This window comes from Enterococcus sp. AZ088, from assembly GCF_051714845.1.
Taxonomy (GTDB): Bacteria; Bacillota; Bacilli; order Lactobacillales; family Enterococcaceae; genus Enterococcus; species Enterococcus faecalis.
Genome location: NZ_JBIOSQ010000001.1, coordinates 1,033,327 through 1,049,442 on the forward strand (window position 1 = coordinate 1,033,327; position 16,116 = coordinate 1,049,442).

At 36.0% G+C, this 16,116-nt stretch carries 16 protein-coding genes; 12 read left to right on the forward strand and 4 right to left on the reverse strand.

Going from position 1 to position 16,116, the window contains the following annotated elements; translation table 11 throughout:
- Positions 1-4: 4 nt before the first annotated feature.
- From walK to IGL17_RS05225, 6 genes are all read left to right on the forward strand, one after another.
- Positions 5-1,834, forward strand: coding sequence for a cell wall metabolism sensor histidine kinase WalK (gene walK, locus IGL17_RS05200; RefSeq protein ID WP_002357946.1), 1,830 nt, complete (start codon positions 5-7; stop codon positions 1,832-1,834).
- Positions 1,831-3,141, forward strand: a complete 1,311-nt coding sequence (locus IGL17_RS05205; RefSeq protein ID WP_016617878.1) for a YycH family regulatory protein — start codon at positions 1,831-1,833, stop codon at positions 3,139-3,141. Before walK ends, IGL17_RS05205 begins: the two co-directional genes overlap by 4 nt.
- Complete coding sequence (locus tag IGL17_RS05210) at positions 3,141-3,995, forward strand: two-component system regulatory protein YycI (protein WP_002365516.1); 855 nt, start codon at positions 3,141-3,143, stop codon at positions 3,993-3,995. Before IGL17_RS05205 ends, IGL17_RS05210 begins: the two co-directional genes overlap by 1 nt.
- A gap of 56 nt (positions 3,996-4,051) precedes the next feature.
- Entirely contained in the window at positions 4,052-4,858 is an 807-nt protein-coding gene (locus IGL17_RS05215; protein ID WP_002357943.1) for an MBL fold metallo-hydrolase, read from the forward strand.
- Positions 4,859-5,068: 210 nt separating this feature from the next.
- The gene (locus IGL17_RS05220) at positions 5,069-5,983 is read left to right on the forward strand and encodes a permease (RefSeq protein WP_002357942.1); all 915 of its coding nucleotides are present in this window, start codon (positions 5,069-5,071) and stop codon (positions 5,981-5,983) included.
- A gap of 18 nt (positions 5,984-6,001) precedes the next feature.
- Positions 6,002-6,868 (forward strand): TIGR03943 family putative permease subunit, encoded by an 867-nt coding sequence (locus IGL17_RS05225; RefSeq protein WP_002357940.1) that lies wholly within the window; start codon positions 6,002-6,004, stop codon positions 6,866-6,868.
- Positions 6,869-6,919: 51 nt separating this feature from the next.
- Here IGL17_RS05225 and IGL17_RS05230 read toward each other — a convergent pair whose 3' ends face one another.
- Positions 6,920-7,420, reverse strand: a complete 501-nt coding sequence (locus IGL17_RS05230; protein ID WP_002382172.1) for a threonine/serine exporter family protein — start codon at positions 7,418-7,420, stop codon at positions 6,920-6,922.
- Between the two features lie 5 nt (positions 7,421-7,425).
- Positions 7,426-8,178: a threonine/serine exporter family protein gene (locus IGL17_RS05235; RefSeq protein ID WP_002357938.1), complete on the reverse strand. Its 753-nt coding sequence runs from the start codon at positions 8,176-8,178 to the stop codon at positions 7,426-7,428.
- Positions 8,179-8,613: 435 nt separating this feature from the next.
- Here IGL17_RS05235 and ireB point away from each other — a divergent pair, with 435 nt between their 5' ends.
- The 4 genes from ireB (at position 8,614) to IGL17_RS05255 (ending at position 10,994) form a co-directional block, all read left to right on the forward strand.
- Positions 8,614-8,883 carry a regulatory phosphoprotein IreB gene (ireB, locus tag IGL17_RS05240; RefSeq protein WP_002357937.1) on the forward strand — a complete coding sequence of 90 codons (270 nt, stop codon included), beginning with the start codon at positions 8,614-8,616 and terminating at the stop codon, positions 8,881-8,883.
- Positions 8,880-9,302: a Holliday junction resolvase RuvX gene (gene ruvX / locus IGL17_RS05245; RefSeq protein ID WP_002357936.1), complete on the forward strand. Its 423-nt coding sequence runs from the start codon at positions 8,880-8,882 to the stop codon at positions 9,300-9,302. Before ireB ends, ruvX begins: the two co-directional genes overlap by 4 nt.
- A gap of 37 nt (positions 9,303-9,339) precedes the next feature.
- Positions 9,340-9,645, forward strand: coding sequence for a DUF1292 domain-containing protein (locus IGL17_RS05250; RefSeq protein ID WP_002357933.1), 306 nt, complete (start codon positions 9,340-9,342; stop codon positions 9,643-9,645).
- 500 nt (positions 9,646-10,145) lie between these two features.
- Positions 10,146-10,994, forward strand: a complete 849-nt coding sequence (locus IGL17_RS05255; RefSeq protein ID WP_002385984.1) for a helix-turn-helix domain-containing protein — start codon at positions 10,146-10,148, stop codon at positions 10,992-10,994.
- 71 nt (positions 10,995-11,065) lie between these two features.
- On the opposite strand, the gene IGL17_RS05260 is transcribed toward IGL17_RS05255, so the two are convergent.
- A complete protein-coding gene (locus tag IGL17_RS05260) occupies positions 11,066-12,235 on the reverse strand; it encodes an NAD(P)-dependent malic enzyme (protein ID WP_002382174.1) in 1,170 nt (389 codons plus the stop codon).
- A gap of 31 nt (positions 12,236-12,266) precedes the next feature.
- A complete protein-coding gene (locus tag IGL17_RS05265) occupies positions 12,267-13,592 on the reverse strand; it encodes a 2-hydroxycarboxylate transporter family protein (protein ID WP_002357930.1) in 1,326 nt (441 codons plus the stop codon).
- A 147-nt stretch (positions 13,593-13,739) separates the two neighbouring features.
- On the opposite strand from IGL17_RS05265, the gene IGL17_RS05270 reads away from it, so the two are divergent.
- Entirely contained in the window at positions 13,740-15,290 is a 1,551-nt protein-coding gene (locus IGL17_RS05270) for a Spo0B domain-containing protein (protein WP_016617880.1), read from the forward strand.
- On the forward strand, positions 15,271-15,963 hold the full coding sequence (locus tag IGL17_RS05275; RefSeq protein ID WP_010713498.1) for a response regulator: 693 nt from the start codon (positions 15,271-15,273) through the stop codon (positions 15,961-15,963). Before IGL17_RS05270 ends, IGL17_RS05275 begins: the two co-directional genes overlap by 20 nt.
- Positions 15,964-16,116: the final 153 nt, after the last annotated feature.

Here is a 16,116-nt window from a genome sequence, read left to right on the forward strand (position 1 = left end):
AGGTATGAAGAAAAAAGTTCACTTTTTTCAATCTGTTAATTTTAAGATTGCGTTATCATTTATTCTGCTGTTACTGATTGCGATTCAAATCATTGGTGGCTATTTCATTCGTGAATTGGAAGCCACTACAATTTCCGATTTTAAAAAAAATATGGATTCCCAAGTTGTCCAATTGTCAAACACGTTAAGTACGCAGATGAGCAATAAAGATCTCGAACGTAGTGATGTTGATGCAAATTTAAAAAAAGCATTATCTGATTTTTCAAATGCAGATATTTCTGAAGCGAGAATTGTCGATGATAAAGGGATTATTCGGGCAACCAATGATTTAAATCAACAAAATATTATTGGGAAAAAGAATGATTATCGTGATTTAAATGACTTTACGAGTAAAAAATATCAAGCTTTAGATAATGATAAACGCGTGTATGTGAATGTCCAGCCGATTCAATCGCCTACTGGAGAAACAGTGATTGGTGTCCTTTATGTGAAAAGTAATTTAGAAAATAAATACCAAGAAATTACCAACACAGCAAGTATCTTTTTCACTGCTTCTATTATTGCCGCAGCAATCTCGATTATTGTGACCTTACTGATTGCACGATCAATCACGAAGCCGATTGGTGAAATGCGTGAGCAAGCCATTCGAATCGCTCGTGGTGATTACGCTGGAAAAGTAGAAGTCCATGGAAAAGATGAATTAGGCCAATTAGCAGAAACATTTAATCAATTATCAGAACGGATTGAAGAAGCACAAGAAACAATGGAAGCAGAAAGAAATCGTTTAGATAGTGTCTTAACGCATATGACAGATGGTGTCATTGCGACGGATCGCCGCGGAAAGGTGATTACGATTAATGAAATGGCCCTTTCATTATTAAATGTAAAAAATGAAAATGTGATTGGGACCTCGTTATTAGAGTTGTTAGATATTGAAGAAGATTACACATTGCGGAAGCTGTTAGAAGAGCCAGATGAACTGCTGATTGATCGCTCAACGTCTGATCGTGAAGAAGACCAAATGATTATCCGGGTAGACTTTACGATGATTCGTCGGGAATCAGGATTTATTACTGGCTTAGTTTGCGTACTGCATGACGTCACAGAACAGGAAAAAAACGAACGGGAAAGACGGGAATTTGTTTCCAATGTTTCTCATGAGTTGCGAACGCCTTTGACAAGTATGCGTAGTTATATAGAGGCTTTGAGTGAAGGAGCTTGGGAAAACCCTGAGATTGCGCCGAATTTCTTAAAAGTCACGTTAGAAGAAACCGACCGGATGATTCGTATGATTAATGATTTGTTAAATTTATCTCGGATGGACTCTGGGAATACACATCTTCAATTAGAGTATGTGAATTTTAACGAATTGATTAATTTTGTCTTGGATCGCTTTGATATGATGATTGAAAATGAGCAAAAAAATTACAAAATTCGCCGTGAATTTACTAAACGCGATTTATGGGTAGAGTTAGATACAGACAAAGTAATTCAGGTTTTAGACAACATTTTGAACAATGCGATTAAGTATTCGCCAGATGGCGGCGTCATTACCTGCCGACTAGTTGAAACACATAATAATGTCGTCTTTAGTATCTCGGACCAAGGTTTGGGCATCCCTAAAAAAGATCTCGGAAAAGTCTTCGAGCGTTTTTATCGTGTGGATAAAGCACGTGCACGAGCACAAGGTGGGACTGGTTTAGGTTTAGCAATTTCTAAAGAAGTAATTCGGGCCCATAACGGGAGTATTTGGGTGGAAAGTACAGAAGGTGAAGGATCGACTTTCTATATTTCACTACCATATGAACCTTATGAAGAGGATTGGTGGGAATGATGAAATTATCAGAATGGATTACAAGAATTGGCTTGATTTTGATGGTCATTTTAAGTATATATTTTTCAGTCAATATCTGGCTGAATTCTGCCAAAAAAATACCAGAAATGAAGTCGGGAAGCCAAGTCACAACAGCTGTCAATGAAAAAGCCATTGGCGATGTCTATTTACCTTTGCAATTGATTCGAATAACTGATGGAAAAGCGATGCAAAGTAATCGTGAAACATTAATTAGTAATGTTCAAAATGATATTAAAATGGCTACGTTTGGTAAATTGACACAAGTTGTGACAAAAAATGCAGAGCAACTTAAGCGCTACAACCAAATGGAACAAGGCATTGAACTTCTTTATCAAGGTCCCTTTTTAATCTCGGACTATGCTTCGATTTATAATCTATCCATTAATTTTACTAACTTTAATGAGTTGACGGACCAGTATTTTACGAAAATTCAATTGGATTTTAACGAAAATAAGATACGTTTTTTAGATTATGACCAAGCCAACGTCTATGAAGCGCCCATGACTGTCAATAAGGCGCGCTTAATGGGAATTATCAATAAAGAGGGATTGCAATATCAAGACGTTTCCGAAAATACGCTAACCAAACAAGGACAATGTTATTTAACCAATGATATGAAGTTGAAAAAGTACAGTTATATCTTAGCTTCGCAACCAGTTACTCGTTTTAGGAATGCTTTTTTCAATGAAACGGAAGATATCCAAACCAATGAAGACAGTCAAGACTTAACCTACACGAGTAAAGAAGAACGATTGTTTGCAGAAGAAAAACTGGGGAAAATCGATTTTAAAGGGACCTTGCCAGAAGAGAATAAACGGGACTCAATCTATAATCAAAGCTTTGCTTATGTAAAACGTTTAGGAACCAATATGGGGAATTTACGTTACTTTGATCGAACGAAAGATAGTGTCAATTATCGGACTTTTGTGGAAGGTTTCCCAGTGTTCAGTAATGATTTAAAAGGCCAAGTGGATATTCGCATCACGAACAATGATGGTGCTGCGCCAAGCGTAACCATTAACACAAGTGTGAATACGATCCAAGTGCCGATCCCTTCAGAAGAAGAAGTGACGCTGGAAAGCACGGAAAAATTGATTAAGCGTTTAGAAACGGCTGGTGCTAAAAAGGAAAAAATTCAATCGGCTGTTATCGGTTATACGTGGCAGACAATTGAAGAAGTCAAACAAGTCGTTGATTTAAGTCCGGAATGGTATGTCCTTTATAACAACAATTGGTACACTGCAACGGACTTGGTAAAACAATTACCAAGCTTGGAGGTGGGCTAATGGATTTTAAACGAATTGAGTGGATTTTCTTCTTAGCATTTTTAGGATTAAATATCTTTTTATTTGGAATTTATCGGGAAGGTCAACAAGAGGAGAGCAACGTCTCTTCTTCCAGCCAAACAGAATCGATTGAAAGTCGGTTGGAAAAAGATAACATCTCGTATAAAGGGACACTTTCTTCAGAACGATTGGAAGGCTATTATTTAAGTGGCGAACAAACCAATTTTTCTGCTGCTTTAAAAATCCAACGTGAAAAGAATAAAAACTTTTTGAGAAATGGGCTGCAAATTGCGGATAATACTTTAACGAGTGTGCCTAGTAAAAACTATTTTATTGATCCTAAGAAAATTGATAAAGATTTAAGTACCTTTTTAAATGAAAAAAATGCTTTATTATTCGGAGACGAATATCAATACTTACCAGAATTTTCTCATTTAAAAGAGCCGACGGCAGAAATTGTGGCTGCACAATCGTATAAAGGAATTCCCTTTAGAGATGACACGGCAAAATTAAGTATTTTAGCAGATACGTCAGGTGAATTATGGAAAATTAGTAAATATTCGCAAACGCACATTGAAAATATTGAAGAGTTACGAGACAAAACGGATTTATATTCCAATCGTGATGCGATAGACACGCTCTATATGAATAACCGGATTCCTAGTAATTCTAAAATAACATTCATTAAATTGGCCTATTCAAGAATTTATAAAATTCGTGAGAAAAATGTATACGTTCCAGTCTGGTTTGTAGGAATTTCTACTGGTGAAGATTCAGTTGAAATTGAACAGGTGAATGCCGTAAGTAATACCATCATCACAAATAATACTGTGCCAAAGGTGGAAAAACATTAAGGTCCGTTGTATAATGAAACACGTTAATGTTGTAATGTAGAAGGGAAGAGTTTTAAATGGATTCAGAGTTTGCTTTTAATATCAGTGTTCTTGCCAGTGGCAGTACAGGCAATTCCCTTTTTATTGAAACCAACCAAAAGAAAGTATTAGTAGATGCGGGTTTAAGTGGCAAAAAAATCACTTCACTGTTAGCAGAAGTCAATCGTAAACCAGAAGATTTAGATGCGATTTTAGTTACACATGAACATCGGGATCACATTCATGGCGTTGGCGTGTTAGCGCGAAAATATAAGTTAGATGTCTATGCTAATGAAAAAACGTGGCAAGCGATGGATCCCATGATTGGCAAAGTCGATGTCGCTCAAAAACATATTTTTGAAATGGGCAAAGTTTTGACCTTGGGAGATATGGACATTGAAAGTTTTGGTGTCTCACATGATGCGATTGCGCCTCAATTTTATCGTTTTCATCGCAATAATCGTTCCTTTGTTGTTCTAACGGATACAGGTTATTGTAGCGATCATATTCGTGGTACGATTGAAAATGCAGATGCTTATTTAGTCGAAAGCAATCATGAAATTGAAATTTTGCGAGCAGGACCTTATCCATGGAGTCTTAAACAACGGATTTTAGGAGATAAAGGCCATTTATCCAATGATGATGGTGCTCTTGTGATGGCGGATGTGTTAGGTGATAAAACAAAACGCATTTATTTAGGTCATCTTAGCAAAGAAAATAATACGAAACTTCATGCGCGAATGGCAATGGAGTCTACTTTGAAGCAAAAGGATTTAGGCGTCGGTGAAGCATTTAAGGTATATGATACAGACCCCGATTCAGCCTCAGAGTTATTTCAAATTTAGAATAATGGTGGTTTATCAGTTTTTGAGCGTGGAGCAAAAATCCAAAGTGATTTTTGTCCCATGCTCATTTTTTGTTCTTTTATCCAGCTGGTTTGACAGAGACATCGGTGATAATACTTTTAAACTCTTAGTTAATTTTTTGACAAATACTTGTGTTTGTCTGGTGTTAGGAGTATAGTTAACTAGATTTTTACTAGTGGGAGGTCTATAATGTTTCAATTTTTACCAAACTCTGTTTTACAAATGAGCACTATTTTTCTTTCGATTATTATCGAAGCATTGCCTTTTGTCATGTTAGGTTGCTTGATTTCAGGCGCTTTACATGTTTTTTTAACACCAGAACGAGTAAAAAAAGTGTTACCTAAAAATAAATTTTTATCAATTTGTGTAGGGAGTTTCCTAGGGTTTTTCTTCCCTTCTTGTGAATGCGGGATCGTCCCAATTGTGCATCAATTTGTTAAAAAAGATGTACCAACACATACCGCTTTTGCTTTTATGTTAACGGCACCAATCATTAATCCAATTGTGCTATTCTCAACATACGTAGCCTTTAGTGGCGCAACAAAATTTGTGATTTGGCGAGTTTTAGGTAGTATGATTGTCGCGTGGGTTATCGGCATTTGGTTAGCTTATTTTCGAAAAGAATCAATTTTAACAGAAAAAGAGTTGGCGCAGATTAAAGAAGAGCAGGTTGCTCATACGCATGAACACGTTGATGAAGCTCGTTCATTTTGGAAAAACGGCTGGTCAGCGTTAACCCATAGTATTGATGAATTTTTTGATACGGGTCGTTATTTAATTTTTGGTTCCTTGTTGGCAGCAATCATGCAAACCTATATTCCAACTGGTGCACTTATGCAACTGGGCCATTCAAAGATTTTAGCGATTCTAGTCATGCTAGTCATCGCTGCTACTTTATCACTTTGTTCAGAAGCAGATGCATTTATTGGTTCTTCTCTTTTGAGTTTGTTTGGCACAGGACCAATTGTCGCCTTCTTAGTTTTTGGTCCAATGGTAGATATTAAAAATTTATTGATGATGAAACGTTATTTTAAGATGTCATTCATTGTACAATTTGTTTTGATAGTGGCGCTTGTCGTAACTATTTATGCGGCAGTAGTTTAGAAAGGAGGCCTACAATCGATGATACGATTTATTATTTTAATTGGATATATGGGGTTGATGATGTATCTTCAAATTTCAGGTGAACTGAACCAATATATCAATATTCATTATAATTACTTAGCTGTTTTATCAATGGTTTTAGCTTTTATTATGGCGATTGTCCAATTGATTTTGTGGAACCAAGCAGATCCATCAATGCAAAAAAAACATGAAGACATGCACCAACATGGGGGACATGAACATCATGGCCATCAGCATAATTTGGAAAAACCCAGCCAAAGAGGGCTTGCCTATTTACTACTTTCTTTACCGTTGATTGTTGGCTTATTATTTCCGACAGTTAGTTTAGACACAACAATTGTTGAAGCAAAAGGATTTAACTTTCCAGTAAGTAAAGAATCAGTAGGGGATCCTGATATGCAAACGCAATATTTGAAACCTGATACAAGTATGTATTTCAATAAGACGGATTATGACAAGCAGATGGCAAAAGCCATGAAACAATATGATGGACAATCTGTGATTTCAATTACGGATGAAAACTATTTGGAAATTATGGAATTAATCTATAATTATCCAAGTCAATTTGCAGGGAAAAGGATTTCTTATAAAGGCTTTGTCTATAATTCAAAACGAGAAGAAAGTGTTGACCAATTTGTCTTCCGTTTTGGGATTATTCATTGTGTCGCTGATTCTGGCGTTTTTGGCTTGTTGGTTCATTTTCCTGAACATACGCAATTTCAAAACAATGATTGGGTAACGATTACCGGAACGGTTGAGTTATCCTATTATCCACCGTTTAAACGGCAAATACCAACTGTGCAAGTGGAGAAAGTCAAAGCAGATCAAGCACCAAAAAATCAATATGTCTATCGTTCCTTTTAAAAAAAGTTGGTTGCTTCCTTATCAAATGGAAGCAACCAACTTTTTTGCTGTCTATTTTTTAATTTTGTTGCGCTTACGACGAATAAAACCCAAAGATTCTCTTTTTTCCCGAAAGCTGCGGATATTCTGATTGAAAACCTCAGAAGCGACTAAGCCTAACGCAATTGCCCCAGCAATCATTACAGCTTGCACGGTAAAATAGGCGCCTTTTTCATAATTGCCAATTACGATATTCCGAACAGCTTGATAAGCTAAGCCACCAGGTACCAATGGAACAATACCAGGAATATTAAAAATCGTGACAGGCATTTTCAATATTTTTGAGAATAGGTAGCTTACTGCCGCAACACCGACAGCACCGATAAGGGAACCTAATGCTGCATTTCCACTAAAAACTTCAACGATTACCCAATAAAGCATCCAGCTTACACTACCAGTTAGACCACAAGCCACCAGTGATCGTCGGGGAACATTAATAATAATTGCAAACGCCGCAGAAGCTAAAAAACTAAAGATAAATTGTACCAAAACGATTCCTAGCAAGTAAGTCACTCCTTTTAATAGAAAAGTTGAAAGACAAAAGCAATGCCAAAACCAATCATTCCTGAAGTCATTAATGCTTCAGTCCCACGAGAAACACCCGATAAGTAGTGTCCAGCTAGCAAATCGCGAAGAGCATTGGTAATTTGCACACCAGGCACTAAAGGCATGACACAACCAATGATGATTAAATCTTGTGATTGTCCGAGTCCCAATTTGACTGAAAGAATAGCGGCTGCACCAATAAACAGCGAAGCTAAAAATTCAGATAAAAATTTAATCTTGAGAAACTTTAAACTAAAATAATAAAGACTATAGCCGCAACCACCAATCAGAAAAGTCAAGAATAAATCGGACCAGACGCCACCAAAAAGAATCATAATTGTAGCGCTGACAACGGCCGCACTAACAATGCGTGCGCTAATTGGAAAATGGCGGTGTTCACTATCTATCACTTTTAGTTTATTCAGTAATTCCTCTAAAGAAAAATCACCAGCCACATAAGCACGAGACAGCTGATTCACACGAGAGATTTTTTCTAAATCAATGCCACGTTTCATTACTTGAACCATACGAATCGTGGAGGTTCCATCTATGCCAACAAATAACCCGGTTTGTGTCACATAGCTAACCATTCGATAGTTGCCAGAAGCAAGCGCAATTCGGCTCATTGTATCTTCAACACGGTACATTTCTGCATCGCTTTCTATCATAATTTTACCAGCTAACAAACAGGTTTCTAAAAGTAAATCCAAATGAGCAGGAGTCATTGAGCAAGCCTCACTTTATGTATTTTCTTCTAGTGTACTACAAACGAACCAAAAAGAGGAAATAAATAACAGCTGCAATCAAAAATTTACATCGTAAACAGATTGTTAGCGAATTGTAACATTAAAAGGCTGATATTATTTAATCATAGATATTTAAAAGTTTTCAAAAGAAAAACGTCGATTTTTTCGCAAAATGAATTGGAGGGAAAGGTGATATTCTGGCGATTTAGCAGAGCTTTATTCTTGTTTTATAAAGTTGTGTATTTGTTTTTATAATTTTAAAATTATCGATGGCTGTCATTTTTTTACGAAGCCTTTATTAATAAAAGACTAAGAAATAACAAAAAAGAGAGAAGGAGAAGAAATTTTGTTTGTAGTTTCGGTTCTTTTCTAGTAAAATGAAATTGTATAAAAGTAGAAGTGAGGTGTAGTAAAATGGGTTTTACAGACGAAACAGTACGCTTTGATTTTGATGATAATCGAAAAAAAGCAATCAGTGAAACGTTAGAAACCGTATATCGGGCATTAGAAGAAAAGGGATACAATCCTATTAACCAAATAGTAGGGTATTTACTTTCTGGGGACCCGGCTTACATTCCTCGTTATCAAGATGCTCGAAACTTAATTCGTCGTCATGAACGTGATGAAATCATGGAAGAATTAACCAAATATTACTTAGCGAACCACGGAATCGATATCAAATGAGGATCATGGGGCTAGATGTAGGTTCACGGACAGTCGGTGTGGCTGTTAGTGATTTATTAGGTTGGACAGCACAAGGCATCGAAATTATTCGCATCAATGAAGAGGAAGAGAACTTCGGTTTTGAGCGATTAGGTGAATTGGTGAAAGAATACGAAGTCACAAAATTTGTCGTAGGTTTACCGAAAAACATGAATAATTCCATCGGTCCTAGAGCTGAAGCATCCATGGCATATGGTGATAAGATTCAAGAATTATTTCAATTACCTGTTGACTATCAAGATGAACGATTAACAACTGTCCAAGCAGAGCGTTTCTTGGTGGAGCAAGCAGATGCTTCAAGAGCCAAAAGAAAGAAAGTCATTGATAAACTAGCGGCAGTAATGATTCTACAAAATTATTTAGATGCACATAGCCGATAATTATCGAGCTTTGAATACATCAAGGGAGAGAAGAAGAATGACAGAACACAACCACGATCATGATCACGAAGGACATGAACACATTACTTTAGTAGACGAACAAGGAAATGAAACATTATACGAGATCCTACTAACTGTTGACGGTCAAGAAGAATTCGGTAAAAATTATGTTTTATTATATCCAGCAGGAATTCCTGAGGATGAAGATGTTGAATTGCAAGCTTACTCATATGTGGAAAACGCAGAAGGTACAGAAGGCGATTTACAGCAAATTGAAACAGACGCTGAATGGGATATGATTGAAGAAGTTTTCAATACATTCATGGCTGAAGAAGAAGAGTAAAACTGTAACGAGAGAAGCGCTACTTCTCCTATTGAGAAGTAGCTTTCTTAATAATAATTGTTATAATGTACATGTTGTTTCTATCATAAGATACTATCACTATCATTGAGTGTGGTGGATAAAGAAGGACAGCATTGTCTAGTTTTACAAGATGTTGTAAAAACGTAACATCCTTGTAATGACGTTAATTTGGCAACTATCTAGCATAATTTATAATTTGTGTTATACTAAGTGTGAGGTTTTAGAAATACTGTTAATTTTATAATATTAAATAAAAAAATGGCTCCACCTACTGGCATAGGTAGAGCCGTCAGAAATTCAGTTAAACAAACACGTAATTATTGGTGTGGTGCATTGCCACGAACTGAAATTCCAGTTAATAAAGCAAGTAAATCAAACATATATTTCACCTCCTTTATTATGATAGCTTCATTATAACATTATCTGTAAAATGATGGTATGTTTAATACAAAAAAAATAGAAAGATTGGAGTTTTGACTGTGAGAGTAGCGGGAGAAAAAATCAAAACAGCGCGTAAAAAGAAAAAATTATCGCAAGCTGAATTGGCAAAAGGAATTTGTACACAAGCAACAATTAGTAACATTGAAAACAAAAATGTGTGTGACAGTTTAGACATTTTCTCATCTGTATGTCTACGTTTAGACTTACAAGTAGAAGAATGTATCGAAGGTTCTAGTGAGAAAAAACTCGAAAGCTTATTAAATAAAGTAGAAGAATTATGCTTTTACTTTAAGCACGATGAAGCCTATGATTTGTTGAAAGACTATCCAGATGATATCGAAAGTTCAAACAGAATTTTAGAAACAAAATTTTTCTATTATAAAGGAATTACGAGTTTATTAGGTAAGAAAAATAATAGCGAAGCATTGTTCTATTTACATCGTGGTTCTGAAATTAGTCGTGATATTAATATTTATAATATTTTGAGTATGAATGCGATCGGTATTTTATATGAATTAGAAGATGATATTGAAAAAGCAAAAGTTTATTACGATAAATCTTTACAATTGCTAAGCGAATTCAAATTAGATTATCCATTAGAGCAATGCCGTATTTATTATAATACCGCAAAATTCTATTCATTAATTAAAGACTATGCAAAGAGTATTGAATTAAGTGATAAAGGAATCGAAATTAATCGGACGCACAGTTCTATTTACTCTTTAGATTGCTTATTATACGAAAAAGCGTTTAATAAACAAATGCTAGGACTAGATGCTGTTGAAGATTATCGTATTGCATACTACTTTACACGTTTCTTTGAAAATAAAAAATTACTTACTTATATTGAAAAAGATATGCAAGAGTTTAATATCAGTTTTAAATAATAAATTATTGTTTCAGATTTTAAAAAGAACAACCTAACTCAAGAGGAGTTAGGTTGTTCTTTTTTCTCTTTTTAATTTGTTTCTTTGACAGCGTTACGGACGCTTTCGGCGACGACTTTTGCGACTCCTTCTTGGAATGGATCGGGAATAATATTGGTCGGCGTGAGTTCGTTATCGGGAATTAATTTTGCAATACCTTTGGCAGCGGCAATTTGCATTTCAATCGTAATCTTTTTCGCCCGAGCATCTAAGGCACCGCGGAAGATACCAGGGAAGGCCAACACATTATTAATTTGATTCGGAAAGTCACTACGACCAGTTCCGACAATATAAGCGCCTGCCGCTAAAGCTTCATCAGGAAAAATTTCAGGAACTGGGTTAGCCATTGCAAAAATAACTGGCTGCTCATTCATCTGTTGAATCCACTGGGGTTTTAAAACACCTGGTGCTGAAACACCAACAAAGACATCAGCGCCTTCAAGAGCAGTAGCTAAATCACCAGTACGATGTTCCCGATTGGTTAGCTTCGCAATTTCTGCATGGTGTGGTGGCAGAGCTGTATCTGTTTCGCTTAGAATCCCTGTACGGTCAACAATGATAATATGTTTTACGCCAGCAGCTAAAAATTTTCTTGTAATTGAAAGACCAGCGGAGCCACCGCCGTTGATTACCACATGAATGTCCTCTATTTTCTTGTTGATTAATTTTAAGCTGTTGTACAAAGCCGCTAGAACAACAATCGCTGTCCCGTGTTGATCATCATGGAAAACGGGAATATCTAGTTCATCGATTAAACGCTGTTCAATTTCAAAACAACGAGGAGCGCTGATATCTTCCAAGTTAATTCCCCCAAAGGTTGGAGCCAAAAATTTCACCGTTTGAATAATTTCTTCAGTATCTTGTGTATCTAAAACAAGGGGAATCGAATCCACACCAGCAAAGCGTTTAAACAATGCAGCTTTTCCTTCCATGACAGGCATCGCTGCTTCAGGACCAATGTTACCTAAACCTAAAACTGCTGAACCATCACTAATAACGGCGACGGTGTTTTTCTTTGTCGTTAATTCGTAAGCGCGTTCTTTTTTTTCATGTATGGCAGAAGAAACAGCCGCAACACCTGGTGTGTAGGCAATTCCTAAATCTGCTTTTGTTTCAATCGGAACTTTAGGGCAGACTTCTAATTTTCCCCCAAATTTTTTTGCTTGCTCAATCGCTAATTCTTTTACATCTTTTGTTGACATATCATTTTCCTCCTAAATAATTCACTTATAGTTAAAAAAGCATTCTAAAAATAGCAGTCATTGTTATTACTGTAATGGCACCGCCTAAACGTGTCGCAACTTGTGCAAACGGCATTAAGTTCATTCGATTGGCTGTACTTAAAATAGCCACATCGCCAGTCCCACCCATACCACTCTGACAAGCGGAGACAATGGCAGCCTCAACGGGATTCATATTCATGAAGCGTGAAACGAAAAATCCTGTAGCAATAACAGTGAAAACGACACTAATTACCACAACAAAATATTGCCAGCTAAGCATTCCTACGACATCTTTTAAAGGAATATATAACATACCTAAGCCGACCATTAACGGGAACGTAAAATTGCCAGAGATAAATTTATAAAGCTGTTTTGATCCGCGTTGGGTTTCTTTCGGTACTACGTTTAAGTATTTTAAAAAGGCTGCGACAACAATCATCAAAACAGGACCAGGAAAGCCTGTTAAGTGTTGCAATAAACCGCCTGTAATAAATAAGGTACACGCAATTAAAACACCAGCACCCATTAATTTTACATCAATTGGTGCTTTGTCTTCTTCTAAAGCATCACTTAAATCATCTGAATTGGTAATTTTAATCAACTGACCTTGTCCAGAAAGTTCAGGGCGTTTTTCTCCTAAACGACTAAGTAAACCTGAACACATGATAGCAAAAAAATTACCAATAATGGTTGCGGGAATTAATTGCCCCACTAATTGTTCACTTGGCAATCCAGTAATGGCACTATAACCAAGGGATAAAGGAAGAATACCTTCACCGATTCCACCAGCTAAAACAGGAGTGACGATATAGAAAAGGCTATGTTTCCAACCGAGACCTAACAGCGTTCCAACAAGGGTCCCAACGCCCATTGCTAAAATCATTCCTAATGCCATCGGGACAATCATGCGCATTAAACCTTGGACTAAAATTTTGCGGTTCATTCCAAGGATACTTCCACAAACTAAACAAGCAATATAGAAATAGAGAAAGTTTGCTTGTTTCATTAAAATATCTGTTGAGTCTAAGACATTTTGGTTGAGTAAATTGAAAAAGACCATAATTGATGGTACTAATAAAGATAAAATTGCGGGACCGCCAAAATGTTTCAAAATAGGAATATTTCCACCAATTGTTCCAAGTAACCAACCCATTGTTAAAATTACGGCAAAACCACCTAACATATTGACTGGTAGTTGTTCTAATAGAGCCGTAACAAGAATAATGCTAGCTGTTACAAGATAAACAGGTAACGTAACCGAACCAATCCTCGTTTTGGTTAATTTGTTGCGCCAATCTGTTTCATTAGCAGCTGTTGCGTGCAATTTCTTTTCCATGCTATTTCCTCCTATAACTTTAATCTATATTCATCATAATGTAAACGTTTTCTGTAGAGTAGATTATTTAATTAATTTAACTAAAGAAAAGTTTTTTAACCAAATCTTCCTATGCTATACTTTATTTGAAGAGAAAAGAGGGATGGAATGAAGCGTGGCGGGAAATTATGGTGCTTCTTATCAGTGATTTTTATTGCAACATTAATTACTATGATTACTTTCTTTTACGGAGTAACGACGGTCCAAACAATTAAAGAAGTTCGTAAAAACCAAGAGCAAGCACTTTTAGCCGTCGGGGAACAGTTGGCTATTGAACCGAATGTTATTGAAGCCTTAAAGAATGATCACTATTCAGATGAATTGGAAGCGTATACGGTTCGTTTAGGTGAAATCCATCAGTTGGATTTTATCGTGATTATGAATATGCAGGGGATTCGTTTAACACATCCTGATCGCCAAAAAATAGGTAAGCATTTTGAAGGTGGCGATGAAGTGCGAGCATTAAAAGGGGAGGAACATTTGTCTGTTAGTCAAGGGAGTTTAGGAGAATCATTACGAGGTTTTGTCCCAGTCTATGATCAAGGAAAACAAATTGGGGTTGTGGCAATGGGCATTAAAATGACCTCGCTTTCACAATTGATTGAACGAACAAAAAATGATTACACAGTGAGTGTCCTTTTAAGTGTTGGTTTTGGCTTTATATTAGCCATCGTGGTTTCTTATTATTTAAAAAAACAACTTCACGATTTAGAGCCAAGAGAAATTGCTCGTCTATTAGAAGAGCGAAACGCCATGCTTGAGGAAACGAAAGACGCAATCCTTGTGATTGATACCGATCAAAATATTTTATTAGCAAATATTGAAGCAACTAAAATGTATCATAATATAACAAATAGTGAAGAAAATTTACTAGGAAAGAAACTTTCAGCATTGGTTTTATCTCCTGAAAAATTAATCGTACATTCAAAAACAGAGCAATTCTATCGTCAAAATGGCCAGGATTATTTCGTCTCAATCGCCCCGATTAATGTCCGTAAAAAAACAATTGGGCATGTTATCTTTCTGAAAAATGCGACGGAAACGTTTATTGTCGCAGAACAGCTTGTCAGCACAACGACATATGCTTCGGCATTACAAAGTCAATCACACGAATTTATGAATAAGATGCATGTCATTTATGGCTTAGTCGATTTAGAAGATTACGAGGCGCTAAAACATTATCTAGCCGATTTATTGAAACCAGAAAAGGAATTTGCACAGCGCTTAGCTATTTTGGTTAGGAATCCTATTTTAGCAGGTTTTTTAAGTGGGGAAAGAATCAAGTTTGCAGAAATTAAAACACAATTAGCTATTGAAATTTATCCAGAAATTCCACCAAATAAACGAGATGAAGATACGCAAAATTTGATTGCTATCTACCGTTATATTCATCGTTTCCTGATGGAACAACCGTTACCAGAAGAGATCATTGAAACCATTGATTATCAGCCAGGAAGTTTGACGACGACTTATTCGTTTGCTTATCCAAAAGAACAACTGGAACGCTTTGAACAAGAGTTTTTCACTTCTTATTTGGCAAGATTATTAGAGAATGCGGAAGCGACATTGACTTGGGAAAACCAACAAAACAATTGGCTTGTCCTTCGCATAAATGTTCATTACGAAGGAGCAGAGGAAAATGAACCTATTGATTATTGAAGACGATCCTATGGTTGCATATATACATCAAAAATATCTTGAAAAATTAATTCACCAACCGACTATTTTTACGGCGGCAACAATTGCTGAAGGTCTACAACTAACGAAAGAAAAACAACCAGCACTTGTTTTATTAGATGTTCATTTAAAAGATGGCAATGGCTTGACCTATCTGGCAACAATTAGAGATGAAAAAATTGACACAGAAGTTATCCTGATTACGGCTGCCAACGAGTTAGAAAATGTTAAACGAAGCTTACATTTAGGCGTTTTAGACTATTTAGTTAAACCCTTTTCTTTTGAGCGATTTCAACAAAGTATCGAAAACTATCAGAAAAAAGCTGCTCAATTCACGCTGGAAACGAAGGAGCTTTCGCAAACAAAAGTGGACCAATTGTTTCATTCTTCACAGACAAACGCACGTAAAAATGAACAAGATCTTCAAAACATGTCCTTAGAAAAAGGACTAACACAAGCAACATTACAATTATTGTTAAAAAAAATAGACGAATTTACCGACTATTTTACGATTCAAGAATTATCAGAAGCGAGTCAGCTTTCACATGTTTCTGTTCGCAAATATGTGTTGTTTCTAGAAAAAAATAACCTTTTAGAAAGTAAAAATAGCTATTTAAAAGTGGGGCGTCCCTATCAATCGTATCGGAGAATTTAGTATTTTTTATTTTTTAGTAAATAAAAAAAGTAATTGAAAAGTGGCGAAATACAGAGGATACTCCTTTTTATTCTCATTTAAAGAACTTAATTGAGAATGAAAAAGAGGATATTATTTGTTGTTTTTTGAGAATATATGATATTCTTTATTATG